Genomic DNA, 14,449 nt, shown 5'->3' with positions numbered 1-14,449 from the left:
CTCCTGGACGTAGGCGTCGGGTTTAGCACTCGGGATCTGAGAGTGCTAATGCCATTCTGGCACTCGGCACCGTCGAGTGCAAGCCGCAGGAAGGACGCGGCCCCGAGCTCAGGGGGCGGGGGCGCTCTCGTCCGCCGGTTCGTCGGAGCCGGCGTGGTCGATGCCGATGACGACGGTGAGCTGCTTCTGGTCGGTCGTGTTCTGCTCGACGTAGAAGTCGCTCTGCTCCACGGCCGCGCCGCCGATGAGGCCGGCGAGGCCGATGGCCGCGAGCTCGTCGTCATCCTCGACGTAGAAGACGGTCGTCGTCTCGAAGTCCTGGCTCGTGCTGTCGCTCGCGAACACGATGTCGGCGGGCCAGCCGTTGTTGACGACGATGTCGCGCATCTGCGTGTCGAGGCTCCCGTCGGCCGTCGCGTTCAGGATCATGACCGAGTAGCTCGTGTCGATGACACCCGTCTCCTCTGGCGTCGGCGCCGCCGACGCCACGGCCTGCGGGAACAGATCGATGCGCCCCATCACGACCAGAGAGCCGAAGATGCCGCCGATGATGAGCACGAGGGCGGCCACGAACGACCACAGCAGCACGATCCACCCGTTCATGCCCGGCGCCTCTGCGCGGTGCGCCCCTACACGGCCGCCCGATCGGGGGACGTCGTCGAATCGGTCTCGGGTGGGCTTGGGCACCACTCGATGCTAGCCGACGAAACCGGGAGTGCGCGCGGAGCGCTGCAGCGCCCTCGCGTCGCGGATCCGACGGAGCCGTCCGACGAGAAGGGGGTCGTACTCCAGGGCCGCCTCGGAGTCGATGAGGCGCCCGAGCAGCTGGTAGTAGCGGGCCGCGCTCATGCCCAGCTGAGCGCGGATGGCCTCCTCCTTCGCGCCGCTGTGCCGCGGCCACACGGTCTCCAGCGCGAGGATGGCGCGATCGCGCTCGCTCATCTCACCCAGCATGCGATCAGACTAGATCGCCGCACGTCCTGCGTCCGCACGCCACTCCCAGGAGCGGCCGAGCGGATCCGCCGCGGCCCGGACGGCGCCATCGAGCGCGACGACGAACCCCGGCCAGTCGGCGGCGTCGACGGGAGGCGTCCAGACGTCCAGGAGCGCCGGAGGGTCGATCGTGACCCAGCGCGCGCTCAGCGCACGAATGCGCGCGACGAGCGCCGTCCGCTGCGCCCGCGGGATGTGCACGAGCACCCCGGGGGTCGTGATCACCAGGGTCGCGTCGGCGGGCGCCAGCGCTGCGAGCGCATCGAGCTTCTCGAGCGCGTCGCCGGCGATCAGCAGCGGAGGATCGGATCGCGCGATGTCGAGCGCCGCATCGACCCGCCTCTCCCGCTCCGTCTCCTCCGGCCACACGAGCCCGCGCAGCCACCGACGGTCGCGCGCGTCCGCGGCATCCAGCGGCGCGAGGTCGATGCCGGCCCGCCAGCGCACCTCCGGCATCCGCATCGGCGGGATCGGGCCGCGCACGACGCTCTCGAGCACGACCGCAGACGCCCCGTCGTGCGGGTCGAGGGCGAGACGCACGGCCCCCGATGCATCGAGGAAGCGGTACGAGTAACGGTCGGGGTAGAGGCAGAGCCCCGCGGACGCGCCGACTTCGAGCAGGGCGATCGGCCCGTCGATCTCGGCGAGCACTGGCAGCAGCGGAGCAAGGCGCAACGGCTCGTTGGTCTGCAGCCGCCGCGCCGTGCATTCGGCGACGATCTCGTCGGCGCGGGCGAGCACGAAGTCGCGCCAGTCGTCGAAGCCCGACAGCTCCGCCCCGAGCATCCTCGTCACGGCGAACACGAGCGGGGGCTGGCGGCGGGTCTCGGGGATCTGCGCGAGCACGGCCGCGACCTCGGGAGAGCGGGCGACTCCGCGCGCCCATGCCGCGTACAGCTCGCTGCGCCCCGGCGCCTCGTCGGCGGCGAAGCGCGCGAACCTCTCCTGCACGGCATCCGTCATGCGTCCATTCTCGTGTGCGCGACTTCGAAGCCGTGCGCAGGCGCGAGAATGGAGGCATGTCCTACAGCGTGAACAAGACCGAAGAGCAGTGGCGCTCCGAGCTGAGCGCCGACCAGTACGCGGTGCTGCGCCAGTCCGCGACCGAACGTGCGTGGACCGGCGAGCTGCTCGACGAGAAGCGAGCGGGCCTCTACACCTGCGGCGCCTGCGGCGCCGAGCTGTTCCAGAGCGGCACGAAGTTCGACTCCGGCTGCGGGTGGCCCAGCTTCTACGAGTCGATCCGCCCCGAGGCCGTCGAGCTCATCGAGGACACGAGCCTTGGCATGGTGCGCACCGAGGTGCGGTGCGCGGCGTGCGGATCGCACCTCGGCCACGTCTTCCCCGACGGGTTCGGCACGCCCACCGGCGACCGCTACTGCATGAACTCGCTCGCCCTCGATTTCACGCCCGACCCCCGATGAGCGCGCTCCAGGCGGCCTGCGACCGCCAGTCCTGGTCGAAGGTCGACGATCGCGCGCCGAGCCGCGAGGAGCTGCTCCCCCTCGTCGCCGCGGCCGGACGGGTTGCCGACCACTCCTCGCTGCGCCCCTGGCGGATCATCGAGCTGCGCGGCGCCGACCGCGAGGTGCTCGGCGCCGCGATCGCGAAGGCCGAGGGCGACCAGTCGCCCTCGGTGAAGCCGCTGCGCGCCCCGCTGCTTCTGGCGGTGGTGGCCAGCTACCGCAAGAGCGAGAAGGTGCCACGCTGGGAGCAGGAGGCCGTGGCCTCCGGCGTCGCGCACGTGCTGAGCCTGCTGCTCGATGAGGCGGGATGGGGCGTGATCTGGCGCACCGGCCACTACACGCGTACGAAGGCCGTCGCCAAGGCGCACGGCCTCGGCAAGAACGAGGAGCTCCTGGGTTGGCTCTACGTCGGCGGCAAGCCCGCAGGCAAGGGCCCCGGCCGACGCAAGCCCGTCGATGCGAGCGCGCTGGTCACCCGGATGCCGGAGCCGGACGCCCCGAAGAAGGCGAAGAAGCCGAAGAAGAAGTAGCGGCGCTCTGGGCTCCGCTGAGGGCGGCGAGCAGATCGGCGAAGTGGTCGAGGTCGTCCGCCGACCACTGCCGCAGCGTCTCGCCCAGCCTCGATTCGTAGCGTGCTCGGGCGGCGGAGACGCGCTCCTGGGCGAGGTCGGTCGCGACGAGGACCCGCGCGCGGCGGTCGGCCCGGTCCGGCACGCTCTCCACGAGCCCCAGCCCCTCGAGCTGGCGCACCTGGCGGCTCACCGCCGACTTGTCGGTCTGCAGCCGCTCGATGATCTCCCCCGCAGAGGTCGCCTTGCCCGTCGCGATCGAGACGAGCACCTGGTAGCCAAGGGGCTGCAGATCGGGGTGCACGGTCTCCGCCGCCTCGCGCCAGCCGACCCGGATGCGGGCGAACAGTGCGGCCAGCTCGTGCTCGACCCTCGTGATCGCCAGGTCGAGGTCGGAGGAGTCGGTCATGCTCGTCAGCTTAGGGGGCGCCGCGTCAGACAGCGGCCAGCCGCTCGAACACCCTGGTCGCCGCGCGGATCTCGTCGACCGTGAGGTCGTCGATCGCCTCGCGCACGCGCTGCGCATAGCCGCCGCGCACCCGCGCGAGGGCCGCGTGGGCCTCGGCGGTCGCGGTGAGCACGCGCTGCCGCCCGTCGCGCTCGTCGGCGCGAGAGACGACGAGGCCGCACTCCTCCAGCATCCGCACCTGCCGACTGATGACGGACTTGTCCGTCTCAGAACGCTGCGCGAGCTCGTGAGCGGTGCACTCCCCCGCCCTGTCGAGGTGGGCGAGGAGCTTGTAGCCCGACACGTGCAGCCCCGGCGCGATCCGGGCGGCGGAGTCCTTCCAGAGCAGCCGCGCCTTCGCGAAGATCAGCTCGAGCCGACCCTGCAGCTCGACAAGGGCGCTGTCGAACTCGGGCGACACGACGGCATCCGGGGAGGTCATGTCAGCGCTTCGACGCCTCGGACCCGACGACGCGCACCGCGCCGGTGCTCGCGCCGACCTCGGCCTCTGCGACGTCGATCATCGACTCCTCCGCCTGCTCGCGCAGCTGCTCGGCGGCGTTCTTCGTCGACAGCGGCTTGTTCTTGATGAACGCGATCGCGACGATGGCCAGCACGGCGAGCGGGATCGCGATGATGAACGCGTCGGCGATGCCGTGCCCGTAGGCGCTCTCGACGATCACGCGGATCGCGTCCGGCAGCTCGCCCACCTTCGGCACGTTGCCCGAAGCGAGGTGCTTGAGCGCCTCGACCTCTTCGGCGCTGCTCGGAGTGAAGGCCGACAGGCCGTCCTTGATGTAGCCCGAGACGCTGGTGGAGAGCATCGCTCCCATCACCGTCACGCCGATGGTGCCGGCGATCGTGCGGAAGAAGTTCACGTTCGACGAGGCCGCGCCCAACTGCGTGGGCGGGGTGTCGTTCTGCACGATGAGGGTGAGGTTCTGCATGACCATGCCGAGACCGGCGCCGAGCACGAACATGTACACCGCGACGACCGCGAACGGGGTGTCGTAGCGCAGCATCGCCATGAGGGTGACGCCGATCGTGGTGAGCACGGAGCCGGTCAGCATCCAGCCCTTCCACTTGCCGAAGCGGCTCACGAGCTGACCGATGATGATCGACGCGCCCATCTGCCCGACGATCATCGGGATCGTCATGAGACCCGACTCCGTGGGCGTGGCGCCACGGGCGAGCTGGAAGTACTGCGCGAGGAACACCGAGGTGGCGAACATCGACACGCCGATGGCGATCGAGGCCAGCACCGAGAGCGTGAACGTGCGATTGCGGAACAGCGACATCGGCACGATCGGCTCCTTCACGAAGAACTCCACGGCGATGAAGGCGGCGATGGCGGCAGCGGCGATGGCTGCGAGCGTGATGCTCGTCGACGAATCCCACTCGAACTGCGAGCCGCCCATCGAGACCCAGATGAGCAGCGTCGAGACGCCGACGGCGAGCAGCACGATGCCGGCGTAGTCGATCGAGACCTCGACCCGCTGGGGCCCCGGCAGATGCAGCGTGAACTGCAGCAGCACGAGCGCGATGAGAGCGAAGGGCACGCCGACGAAGAAGTTGGCGCGCCATCCCCACAGGTCGGTGATCACACCGCCCAGCAGCGGCCCTCCGATGGTGGCCAGCGCCATGATGCCGCCGACGACGCCCATGTACTTGCCGCGCTCACGCGGGGAGATGATGAGCGCGACCGCGATCATGACGAGGGACATGAGGCCGCCGACGCCGATGCCCTGGACCACGCGGACGGCGATGAGCATGTTGGTGTCGGTGGAGAAGCCGGCGATCACGGTGCCGACGGTGAACAGCGCCAGCGAGAGCTGGACGAGGATCTTGCGGTCGACGAGGTCGGCGAGCTTGCCCCAGATCGGGGTGGAGACGGCCGTTGCCAGCAGGCTCGCGGTGATGACCCAGGTGTACTGCGACTGGGTGCCGCCGAGGTCGGCGATGATGACGGGCATCGAGGTCGACACGATCGTGCCGGACAGCACGGCGACGAACATGCCGACGATGAGGCCGGAGATGGCGGTGAAGACCTCGCGCGGCGAGCGCGCGGTCTCAGCGGAGGAAGAGATTGTGGTCACGGGTGTATGACTCCTGCACGAAAGTTGATATAGAGCAACCATACGCCTTTAGTTGCGATAAGGCAACTATCGACTGAAGTCAACCATCTCTCGGGCGGCGGCGCCGCGGGATCGCGACGACCACCGAGCAGACGGCGAGGACGACCATCGCGATCAGCTGCCACAGCGCCGGCCCCTCGGCCGGAGGCCAGAGCAGATCGATCGCGACGGATGCCGCGAGCTGACCGAGCACCGACCCCAGCCCCAGCAGCAGCACCCCGGTGTGCGCGACGATGAACGCGCCCAGCAGGATGTACGCGAACCCGAGGAGACCGCCGAGATAGAGCCAGGGGTCCACGGGGAGCGGCTGCGGTGCGCCGCGCACGAGGATGCTGACGCCCGCAGCGACCGCGAGTGCGATCACCCCGCCGATGAAGCTCATCAGAGTGGCAGCGATCGGCGACTGCAGACGCTCGGCGAGGCGGCCGTTGGCCGCAGACTGCCACGCGATGCCGACGCCGGTCGCGAACGGCAGCAGCAGCATCCACAGTGGTGCGGCGTCGAGGACGTCGCCGGTCAGCGAGATCGCCACCGCGACGAGCGCGAACAACCCGCCCAGGACCCGGCCCATCGTGACGGCGACGACGCCCGCCGGGCCGACCCCGAGCCGGTCGAGGACGAGGCCGTTGAGGCTCTGACCTGCGACGACCCCGACCGTGAACAGCGAGACGCCGAGGAAGCCGGCGGTGATGCCCTGCGTCGAGACGGTGAGGGCGCCGCAGAGGCCGCCGCACAGCATCCAGAACGGGATCGTCCTGGTCCGCACGCCGCGCCACAGGCGTGCGGTGGCCTCTCGGGCGCGGGGAAGGCACGGGATCACCACGACGAGCACGAGCAGCCCCACGGCGAACGAAACGAGGCCGGCGACGATGCCGTTGTCGACTGCGACCCCCAGCACCCCGTTCACGCGCGCCTGCGCCGCCGTCATGACGCCGATGACGACCGCACCGCCGAGCGCGACGGTGGCGGGAAGGGCGCGCTGCTCGGTCACCCGTCGACCCTATCCGAGCCGATGTCGGCGGGCGGGGCTAGCCTGTGGGCATGTGCGCGAGTTACGGGCTGGATCCGCGGTTCACCGACGCCGAGCTCATCGACGACGCCGACGCCGATCTCCTCGACGGTCTGCGGGCGTGGGCGGCGTCCAACGCCGGCGAGACCCTGCGCCCGACGGGCAGGAACCTGCGCAATCTCAACCCGATCATCGCCGACGCCAACGGCGAGAGCACACTCGTCCCCGCCTGGTGGGGGTATCTCGTGAACGGCGAGCCGGCCAGGTTCCCCTCGATCAACACCCGCTCCGAACGCCTGCAGGATCGGCCGGGCGGGCTGCGCTCGCGCGCGCTCGTGCCGGCGACCGGGTGGTACGAGCTGCGCAAGACCGATCGCGTCTGGCACGAGTTCGGCCTCGACACCGGCGCACTGTTCGGCATGGCGGCGGTGACGCAGCGCGGCCGCACCGCCGACGGCCAATGGTTCACCTGCTACTCGATCGTCATGCGTCCGGCCCCGGATCATCTCGCCGCGATCCACGAGCGGATGCCGGTGCTCATCCCCACCGCGTTCGCCCGCGACTGGCTGCGGGCCCACGGCGACCGCGAACTCATCGACGAGGCGCTGCTGGCCGCGGCGGCGCTCGACGAACGCATCGTCGCCGTGCCGCGCGAGAGCGACAAGGGGTCGGAGCGGCTGTTCTGAACATCCGCGAGATGGAGCCGACTACGGGACTCGAACCCGTAACCCCCGTATTACAAGTACGGTGCGCTACCAATTGCGCCAAGTCGGCGGACACCACCAGCTTAGCGATGGCGGCGACGCGCTCACGACCGCCGAGCGGTCGGGACTACTGCGCCGGCGTCTCGGTCGGCGCGGTCGACTCCTCGGGCGCGGGCGCCTCGGTCGCCGCCGGCGTCGGCGAGGGGCTCGGCGTCGACTCGTAGTAGGCGTCGCTCGCCACCGTAAGCACGAACTGCGAGAGCTCGGCCGCATCATCGAGCGCGCCGACGTACTGCTCGCCGTTGACGACGATCATCGGCGACGAGGTCAGCACGAGGTCGTCTGAACCCGCCAGCGGCCCCTCGAGGGCGCGGGAGGTGGCGTCCTTCGCCCACGTCACGTAGTCCTGGCCCTCGATGCAGGCCTTCACGGTCTTGGCGCTGCTCACGCCGACGGCGACCGTGGCGTTCGCCAGCTCGGCGTCGCTGAAGCCGTCGCTGTTGATCTCGGGCTGGTCGTCGAGGAGGTCGTGGTTGAAGGCGTAGAACTGCGCCGGAGAATACGACGCGACGCAGGCGGCGGCAGCGGCGGCACGCAGGGAGTACTTGGTGCCGTTCGAGCTCGCGGTGAGCAGCGCCACCGGGTGGTAGGTGACCTTCGCCGCGCCTTCGGCGATCCAGTTCGCCAGCTGACGGCTGTTGGCCCGCTCGAAGGCTCCGGCATCGGGCGACAGATAGTCGACGTAGATGTGGATGTCGACAGCGTTGGCCGTGCTCGTGGGCTCCGGGGCGGCTATGGGCTCGGAGCCGGCCTGGGTCGGTACGGCCGTCGGGTCCGCGGGAAGCTCATCGGCCGACGCGCTGACGGCGGCGAGATCTGTGATGAGGAAGCCGTCTCCGTCGAGCCCGACCGGGGTGAGCTGAGGCTTCGCGACCTGCGCGGTGACGGCGAGGACGACCGAGGTCGCGATGGCGCCGACGGCGACGACCGCGACGACGCCGATGATGAGTCGTCGCATGAGCCGCGCCCTCGACTGCTGGGCGTGCACCATCTGTGCCTTCTCCCGCACGGCCTCGCGCGAATTGCGAGGGGTGGGGACGTTCGGCGTCTCGTCGCTCGACATCGTTCCTCTTGCCGGTCTCACGGGGGCAGGGTGACCCCGTTCGCCGCTTCCTGCGGCGAACGCCGCAGCGGCGGCCGGGTTCGATGCTAGTCAGCCATGCTGAGAAAAACCCAGGTGCCGCCTCTTCTGCGCAGGCCTGCGCATCTGCCATACTGAACCCGACCCAACGAGGGGTCACGGCGGGCGTGAGCCCACCGCTCTATCACTACGGATCGTCCGGCACGTACCTGCCGGTGAAGGAGAAAACAATGGCAACCGTGACTTTCGACGACGCCACTCGGCTCTACCCCGGCGGCACTCGTCCCGCGGTCGACAAGCTGAACATCGAGATCGCCGATGGCGAGTTCCTCGTCCTCGTCGGCCCCTCCGGCTGCGGAAAGTCCACGTCGCTCCGGATGCTCGCAGGCCTCGAAGAGGTCAACGCGGGCCGCATCCTCATCGGAGAGCGCGACGTCACCGACGTGCCCCCGAAGGACCGCGACATCGCGATGGTGTTCCAGAACTACGCGCTCTACCCGCACATGACCGTCGCCGAGAACATGGGCTTCGCCCTCAAGATCGCCGGCGTCGGCAAGGAGGAGCGCGCGCAGCGCGTGCTCGAGGCCGCCAAGCTGCTCGACCTCGAGCAGTACCTCACCCGCAAGCCGAAGGCGCTCTCGGGCGGTCAGCGTCAGCGCGTCGCCATGGGCCGCGCGATCGTGCGCCAGCCGCAAGTGTTCCTCATGGACGAGCCGCTGTCGAACCTCGACGCCAAGCTGCGCGTGCAGACCCGCACCCAGATCGCATCCCTGCAGCGCCGTCTCGGCGTCACCACGGTCTACGTCACCCACGACCAGACCGAGGCTCTGACCATGGGCGACCGCATCGCCGTGCTCAAGGACGGTCTGCTCCAGCAGGTCGGCACCCCGCGCGACCTCTACGAGAAGCCCAACAACGTCTTCGTCGCCGGCTTCATCGGCTCCCCCGCCATGAACCTGTTCTCGGCGGACCTCGCCGACGGCGGCGTCCGCTTCGGCACCGAGGTCGTTCCGCTCGACCGCGACACCGTCGGCCGCGCGAACGGCTCGCAGGTCACCGTGGGCGTGCGCCCTGAGGACATCACCGTCGGCCCCGCCGACGGCAAGGGCCTCTCGGTCGTCGTCGACCTCGTCGAGGAGCTCGGCGCCGACGGCTACCTCTACGGTCACACCGAGATCAACGGCAAGCGCGCCGACCTCGTCGCCCGCGTCGACGGCCGCAACCACCCGAACGCGGGTGAGACGGTCACTCTCGCTGCGAACGCCGGCCACGTGCACGCCTTCGACATCGAGTCGGGCGAGCGCCTGAACGACAAGCCGATCGTCTCGGCTTCCTGAGTTCGAAGCACCGCGGCGCGGGTCGACCTTCTGGTCGCCCCGCGCCGCGTCGTTTGCCCCCCGGCATCCGTCCCCGTCAGGAGAACCATGCAGGACGCTCTTCGCATCACCGCCAGCACCATCGACCCTGGGCTGCTGTCGCTGCCGTGGTCGACAACACTCGCCAAGTGGCCGTCCGAGCACATCGTGTCGCTGCCGAAGGGCCTGTCCCGGCACCTGGTGCGCTTCGCCGACCTCTCCGGACGCGTGGTCGCCGTGAAGGAGACGACCGCCGCGATGGCGCAACGCGAGTACGACATGCTCGGCAACCTCACCCGTCTCGCCGTCCCGTGCGTCGACCGCGTCGCGGTGATCGCCGGACGGACGGATGCCGCCGGCGACCCGCTTCCTGCGGCCCTGGTCACCTCGCACCTGCGCTTCTCGATGCCCTACCGCGCCCTGTTCACGCAGGTCCTGCGCCCCGACACCGCCACCCGTCTCGTCGATGCGCTCGCCCTGCTGCTCGTGCGCCTGCACAACGTCGGCTTCTACTGGGGCGACGTGTCGCTGTCGAACACGCTGTTCCGCCGCGACGCCGGTGCCTTCGCCGCCTACCTCGTCGACGCCGAGACGGGCGAGCTGCACGAGGAGGGGCTCACCGACGGGCAGCGCGCCTACGACCTCGACCTCGCCCGCACGAACATCGCCGGAGAGATCATGGATCTCGCCGCCGGCGGGCGGCTGGAGCACGGCGTCGATGCGATCGCCATCGCCGACGGCATCGTCTCCGCGTACCGGTCGCTGTGGGCGGAGCTCACCGCGCAGGAGTCGTTCGCAGCATCCGAGACCTGGCGCATCACCGAGCGCGTCGAGCGGCTCAACGCCCTCGGCTTCGATATCGATGAGATGTCGATGTCGACGACCGCCGACGGCACCGTGGTCGAGATCCAGCCCAAGGTGGTGGATGCCGGTCACCACCAGCGCCGCCTCATCCGTCTCACAGGCCTCGACGTCGAGGAGAACCAGGCCAGGCGTCTGTTGAACGACCTCGACGAGTTCCGTGCACGCTCGAGCAAGAGCTGGGCCGACGAGGAGATGTACGCGCACGAATGGCTCACCCGCGTCTTCGAGCCGGTCGTGCGGGCGATCCCCTATGACCTGCGGGCCAAGCTCGAGCCCGCCGAGGTGTTCCACCAGGTGCTCGAGCACCGCTGGTACCTCTCGCAGGCGCAGGGGCGCTCGGTGCCCCTGGCCGAAGTGATCACCAGCTACATCAACGAGGTGCTGCGCCACCGCCGCGACGAGGCGACGATCATGGGGCCGCCCACCGAGACCATGAGCCTGCCGGTGATCACCGGGGTCACCCCCGTCACCGATGACGACGACGAGGGCATCGACTGGCGCGACCTCGTCTGACCCCGCAGCCCCTCTCCCCCTCCTCCACTTCTTCTTCCGCCGACGCCCCACCTGCGCGCCCACGCCCCACCCCAGACGCGTCTGCCAGGTGGGGCGTCGCGGCGCAGATGAGGCGTCGGCGGGTTGGAGTTGGGGGGCGGGTGGTGGGGTGGGGGGAGGGGCGGGGGGTCAGTAGCCGACGGTGAAACGTTCGCGGCGGTGGTTGCCCTGCTCGATCTCGTCCACCACGGCGACGGCGAAGTCGGCGCCGGAGATGAACGACTTGCCCTCCGCATCGCGCACGAGCACGTCGCCGCCGTCGCGGTACTGGCCGGTGCGCACACCCTCGGCCCACGGCCCGAACACCTCGGCGGGGTGCACGAAGAACCAGTCGAGACCGGCATCCGTCGCCTCCAGCAGTGCCAGCGAATCGATGCCGACCTGCGCCTCGTGCCGGTACTCCTCGGGGAAGTCGAGGTCGAACAGCCGCGGACCCTCCGGGGCGACGAGGCTGCCGCCGGCACCGCCGACCACGCCGAGCCTGGTGGAGGTTCCGCTCAGCAGCCCGACGAGGTTGGTCAGCGCCTCGAGGACCCGATCGGCCATATCGCCTCGCGGCGAGAGCGCCGAGACGACGGCATCCACTGCCGTGAAGGTGTCGGCGACGGGCGCGAGATCGAGCGCCGTGCCCTGCACGTACTCCGCCCCGACGACCGGGTCCGACGGCGTGGAGCGCGACACGGCGACGACGTCGTGCCCGCGGCTCACCGCCTCGGCGACGATGTGACGACCGGCATAGCCGGTACCTCCGAGAACGACGATGCGGGCCATGATGCGCCTTTCTACTTCTGAGCGTTGCGGACGGTGGCGACCTGATACAGCGCGACCGAGGTCGCGATACCGGCGTTCAGAGACTCGGTCGCCGAGGAGATCGGGATCGACACGATCTGGTCGCAGGTCTCGGCGACGAGGCGCGAGAGCCCCTTGCCCTCCGAGCCCGTGACGATCACGACGGGGCGGTCGGCGAGCTGCACATCGGGCAGCTGCACGTCGCCGTCGCCGTCGAGGCCGAGCACGAACACGCCCTGCTTCTTGAGCTCCTTCAGCTGCGTGGTGAGGTTCACCGCGAGCGCGACGGGGATGCGTGCGGCAGCTCCCGCGCTCGTCTTCCACGCCGCCGAGTTGACCCCGGCCGAGCGACGCTGGGGCAGGATGACGCCGTGACCGCCGAAGGCGGCGGTAGAGCGGATGATCGCACCGAGGTTGCGCGGATCGGTGATGCCGTCCAGTGCCACGAACAGCGGCACCTCGCCCTTGTCGATGACGGCCTCCAGCAGATCCTGCGGGTGCGCGTACTCGTACGGCGGCACCTTCAGGGCGACGCCCTGGTGCACGCCGTCGAAGCCCGCCATGCGGTCGAGCTCCTGACGGGTCACCTCGAGCACGGGGATGCCGCGGTGCGTGGCGATCGACAGCATCTCCTTGACGCGGTCGTCCATCTCCACGCGCTGGGCGATGTAGAAGGTCGTCGCGGGGATCTTCGTTCGCAGCGCCTCGAGCACCGAGTTGCGACCGGTGACGATCTCGGTGTCGGTCGTGTTGTCCTTCGCGCGGGCGGCGCGGTTCGGGTTGCCGCCGGCGCTCTGCCGCTGGCCAGGGCGCCCCTTGCCGCCTGCGGCCGCGAAGCGCTCGGCTGCGGCCTTGCGCTTTCCGGCGGGGTGCCAGGCGCGATCCTCCGCCTTCGGGGTCGGTCCGCGTCCCTCCAGCGCCTTGCGCCCGAGTCCGCCGGTGCCCTTGCTGGGGCCCTTCTTCTTGCCCTTGCCCGCTGAGGGGTTTCCTGGCTTAGCCATCGATGCTCCAATGAGTTCCGGCCGGAGTGTCCTCCAGCGTGATTCCTGCGGCGGCGATCGCGTCACGGATGCGATCCGCCGCCGCCCAGTCCTTGTCGGCCCGCGCCCGGGCGCGCTGGGCGATCATCTCCTGCACGAGGCCGTCCAGAGCGGATGCCGCCGCTCCCCCGCCGCTCGGCGTCGTGGCGGCGTCGAGACCGAGCACTTCGAGCATCGCCCGCACCTCGAGAAGGGCGCGCGCCGCGGCTGCATCGTCGCCGTCGTCGAGCGCCTGATTGCCGCGGCGCACCCTGTCGTGCAGCACGGCAAGGGCCTGCGGCACCCCGAGGTCGTCGTCCATCGCGCGCGCGAAGTCCTCTGGCACGAGCGGGACGTACTCGGCATCCGTCGGCGCCGTCTGCGCACTCGGCACCGCCGGCACGCGCTGCGCGCGCTCGACGAACGTGCGGATGCGCCCGAGCGCGGCCTCGGCCTCGCTCCACGAGGAGTCGGAGAGGTCGAGGCTCGAGCGGTAGTGCGCGGCGGCGAGCGCGTAGCGCACGACCATCGGCTCGTGCCGGTCGAGCACGTCGGCGGCGAGCGTGAAATTGCCGAGGGACTTCGACATCTTCTGGCCGTCGACGGTGACGAGACCGTTGTGCACCCAGTACTGCGCGAAGCCGAGCCCCGCCGCGCTCGACTGCGCGAGCTCGTTCTCGTGGTGTGGGAAGCGCAGGTCGAGCCCGCCGCCGTGGATGTCGAAACGGTCGCCGAGATAGCGCCGGGACATCGCGGAGCACTCGATGTGCCAGCCGGGGCGACCGGGTCCCCAGGGCGAGGACCACACGGCGTCCGCCGGCTCCTCGGGCTTGGCGCCCTTCCAGAGCGCGAAGTCCTGCGGGGTGCGCTTGCCCCGCGGATCGGCGTCGACCGCCGCCTCCATGGCGTCGACCGACTGGTTCGTGAGCGTGCCGTACTCCGGCCACGAGCGCACGTCGAAGTACACGTCGCCTGAGCCGTCGGGCGCGGGGTAGGCGTGCCCCCGCTCGATGAGCAGGGCGATGAGCTCCTGCATCTGCGGGACGGATGCCGTGGCCCGCGGCTCGTAGGTCGGCGGAAGGATGCCGATAGCGGCATATGCCGCGGTGAACTCCTGCTCCATGCGGTAGGCCAGCGCCCACCAGGGCTCGACATCGGTCGCGTTGTCGAGCACCTTGTCGTCGATGTCGGTGACGTTGCGCACGAAGGTCACGCGCCCGTACTGGCGGGAGAGCCAGCGGCGCAGCAGGTCGAAGCTCAGCGCGGCGCGGACATGGCCGATGTGCGGGCCGGACTGCACGGTGGGTCCGCACACGTACATCGTGATGTTCTCGGGGTCGAGAGGCACGAAGTCGCGCAGCTGCTGCGCGCGGGTGTCGTAGAGGCGGATCGTCACCGCTCAAGC

16 protein-coding genes and 1 tRNA gene are annotated in these 14,449 nt (G+C 70.2%); 5 read left to right on the top strand and 12 right to left on the bottom strand.

Annotation, left to right across the window (positions count from 1 at the left end; all coding sequences use genetic code 11):
* Nucleotides 1-108: 108 nt before the first annotated feature.
* The 3 genes from QM568_RS06250 to QM568_RS06240 form a co-directional block, all read right to left on the bottom strand.
* Nucleotides 109-603 (bottom strand): LytR C-terminal domain-containing protein, encoded by a 495-nt coding sequence (locus QM568_RS06250; RefSeq protein ID WP_415136928.1) that lies wholly within the window; start codon nt 601-603, stop codon nt 109-111.
* A 93-nt stretch (nt 604-696) separates the two neighbouring features.
* Nucleotides 697-954, bottom strand: coding sequence for a DUF3263 domain-containing protein (locus QM568_RS06245; protein WP_415136926.1), 258 nt, complete (start codon nt 952-954; stop codon nt 697-699).
* A 9-nt stretch (nt 955-963) separates the two neighbouring features.
* Nucleotides 964-1,956 (bottom strand): DUF2332 family protein, encoded by a 993-nt coding sequence (locus QM568_RS06240; RefSeq protein ID WP_415136924.1) that lies wholly within the window; start codon nt 1,954-1,956, stop codon nt 964-966.
* 56 nt (nt 1,957-2,012) lie between these two features.
* On the opposite strand from QM568_RS06240, the gene msrB reads away from it, so the two are divergent.
* Both msrB and QM568_RS06230 read left to right on the top strand, forming a co-directional pair.
* Nucleotides 2,013-2,417 carry a peptide-methionine (R)-S-oxide reductase MsrB gene (gene msrB, locus QM568_RS06235; protein WP_415136922.1) on the top strand — a complete coding sequence of 135 codons (405 nt, stop codon included), beginning with the start codon at nt 2,013-2,015 and terminating at the stop codon, nt 2,415-2,417.
* Nucleotides 2,414-2,989: a nitroreductase family protein gene (locus QM568_RS06230; RefSeq protein WP_415136920.1), complete on the top strand. Its 576-nt coding sequence runs from the start codon at nt 2,414-2,416 to the stop codon at nt 2,987-2,989. Before msrB ends, QM568_RS06230 begins: the two co-directional genes overlap by 4 nt.
* Here QM568_RS06230 and QM568_RS06225 read toward each other — a convergent pair.
* The 4 genes from QM568_RS06225 to QM568_RS06210 form a co-directional block, all read right to left on the bottom strand.
* Nucleotides 2,931-3,437 (bottom strand): MarR family winged helix-turn-helix transcriptional regulator, encoded by a 507-nt coding sequence (locus tag QM568_RS06225; protein WP_415136918.1) that lies wholly within the window; start codon nt 3,435-3,437, stop codon nt 2,931-2,933. The genes QM568_RS06230 and QM568_RS06225 overlap by 59 nt on opposite strands.
* A gap of 25 nt (nt 3,438-3,462) precedes the next feature.
* Entirely contained in the window at nt 3,463-3,918 is a 456-nt protein-coding gene (locus QM568_RS06220) for a MarR family winged helix-turn-helix transcriptional regulator (RefSeq protein WP_415136916.1), read from the bottom strand.
* A 1-nt stretch (nt 3,919) separates the two neighbouring features.
* Nucleotides 3,920-5,572, bottom strand: coding sequence for an MDR family MFS transporter (locus QM568_RS06215; protein ID WP_415136914.1), 1,653 nt, complete (start codon nt 5,570-5,572; stop codon nt 3,920-3,922).
* A 79-nt stretch (nt 5,573-5,651) separates the two neighbouring features.
* Entirely contained in the window at nt 5,652-6,602 is a 951-nt protein-coding gene (locus QM568_RS06210; protein ID WP_415136912.1) for a DMT family transporter, read from the bottom strand.
* Between the two features lie 50 nt (nt 6,603-6,652).
* On the opposite strand from QM568_RS06210, the gene QM568_RS06205 reads away from it, so the two are divergent.
* On the top strand, nt 6,653-7,306 hold the full coding sequence (locus QM568_RS06205) for an SOS response-associated peptidase family protein (protein ID WP_415136910.1): 654 nt from the start codon (nt 6,653-6,655) through the stop codon (nt 7,304-7,306).
* A 12-nt stretch (nt 7,307-7,318) separates the two neighbouring features.
* Here QM568_RS06205 and QM568_RS06200 read toward each other — a convergent pair.
* A tRNA-Thr gene (locus tag QM568_RS06200) sits at nt 7,319-7,394 on the bottom strand.
* 57 nt (nt 7,395-7,451) lie between these two features.
* Entirely contained in the window at nt 7,452-8,468 is a 1,017-nt protein-coding gene (locus tag QM568_RS06195) for a thioredoxin domain-containing protein (RefSeq protein ID WP_415136908.1), read from the bottom strand.
* Between the two features lie 227 nt (nt 8,469-8,695).
* Between QM568_RS06195 and QM568_RS06190 the strand changes: the two genes are divergently transcribed.
* On the top strand, nt 8,696-9,802 hold the full coding sequence (locus QM568_RS06190) for an ABC transporter ATP-binding protein (protein ID WP_415136906.1): 1,107 nt from the start codon (nt 8,696-8,698) through the stop codon (nt 9,800-9,802).
* Nucleotides 9,803-9,889: 87 nt separating this feature from the next.
* Nucleotides 9,890-11,197 carry a DUF4032 domain-containing protein gene (locus QM568_RS06185; RefSeq protein ID WP_415136904.1) on the top strand — a complete coding sequence of 436 codons (1,308 nt, stop codon included), beginning with the start codon at nt 9,890-9,892 and terminating at the stop codon, nt 11,195-11,197.
* 168 nt (nt 11,198-11,365) lie between these two features.
* On the opposite strand, the gene QM568_RS06180 is transcribed toward QM568_RS06185, so the two are convergent.
* From QM568_RS06180 to cysS, 3 genes are read right to left on the bottom strand one after another with little or no spacing between them, the layout of a single operon-like run.
* Entirely contained in the window at nt 11,366-12,007 is a 642-nt protein-coding gene (locus tag QM568_RS06180) for an NAD(P)-dependent oxidoreductase (RefSeq protein WP_415136902.1), read from the bottom strand.
* A gap of 11 nt (nt 12,008-12,018) precedes the next feature.
* A complete protein-coding gene (gene rlmB, locus QM568_RS06175) occupies nt 12,019-13,026 on the bottom strand; it encodes a 23S rRNA (guanosine(2251)-2'-O)-methyltransferase RlmB (protein WP_415136900.1) in 1,008 nt (335 codons plus the stop codon).
* A complete protein-coding gene (gene cysS / locus QM568_RS06170) occupies nt 13,019-14,440 on the bottom strand; it encodes a cysteine--tRNA ligase (RefSeq protein WP_415136898.1) in 1,422 nt (473 codons plus the stop codon). Before cysS ends, rlmB begins: the two co-directional genes overlap by 8 nt.
* Nucleotides 14,441-14,449: the final 9 nt, after the last annotated feature.

The organism is Microbacterium sp., assembly GCF_047607465.1.
Taxonomy (GTDB): domain Bacteria; phylum Actinomycetota; class Actinomycetes; order Actinomycetales; family Microbacteriaceae; genus Microbacterium.
This window is presented reverse-complemented; position numbering and strand designations above follow the sequence as displayed.

Coding starts and splice junctions, on each gene's coding strand:
- QM568_RS06220 (WP_415136916.1), bottom strand. CDS start 3,918: ATGACCTCCCCGGATGCCGTCGTGTCGCCCGAGTTCGACAGCGCCCTT.
- QM568_RS06250 (WP_415136928.1), bottom strand. CDS start 603: ATGAACGGGTGGATCGTGCTGCTGTGGTCGTTCGTGGCCGCCCTCGTG.
- QM568_RS06240 (WP_415136924.1), bottom strand. CDS start 1,956: ATGACGGATGCCGTGCAGGAGAGGTTCGCGCGCTTCGCCGCCGACGAG.
- QM568_RS06185 (WP_415136904.1), top strand. CDS start 9,890: ATGCAGGACGCTCTTCGCATCACCGCCAGCACCATCGACCCTGGGCTG.
- QM568_RS06245 (WP_415136926.1), bottom strand. CDS start 954: ATGCTGGGTGAGATGAGCGAGCGCGATCGCGCCATCCTCGCGCTGGAG.
- rlmB (WP_415136900.1), bottom strand. CDS start 13,026: ATGGCTAAGCCAGGAAACCCCTCAGCGGGCAAGGGCAAGAAGAAGGGC.
- QM568_RS06225 (WP_415136918.1), bottom strand. CDS start 3,437: ATGACCGACTCCTCCGACCTCGACCTGGCGATCACGAGGGTCGAGCAC.
- QM568_RS06180 (WP_415136902.1), bottom strand. CDS start 12,007: ATGGCCCGCATCGTCGTTCTCGGAGGTACCGGCTATGCCGGTCGTCAC.
- QM568_RS06205 (WP_415136910.1), top strand. CDS start 6,653: ATGTGCGCGAGTTACGGGCTGGATCCGCGGTTCACCGACGCCGAGCTC.
- QM568_RS06190 (WP_415136906.1), top strand. CDS start 8,696: ATGGCAACCGTGACTTTCGACGACGCCACTCGGCTCTACCCCGGCGGC.
- QM568_RS06230 (WP_415136920.1), top strand. CDS start 2,414: ATGAGCGCGCTCCAGGCGGCCTGCGACCGCCAGTCCTGGTCGAAGGTC.
- msrB (WP_415136922.1), top strand. CDS start 2,013: ATGTCCTACAGCGTGAACAAGACCGAAGAGCAGTGGCGCTCCGAGCTG.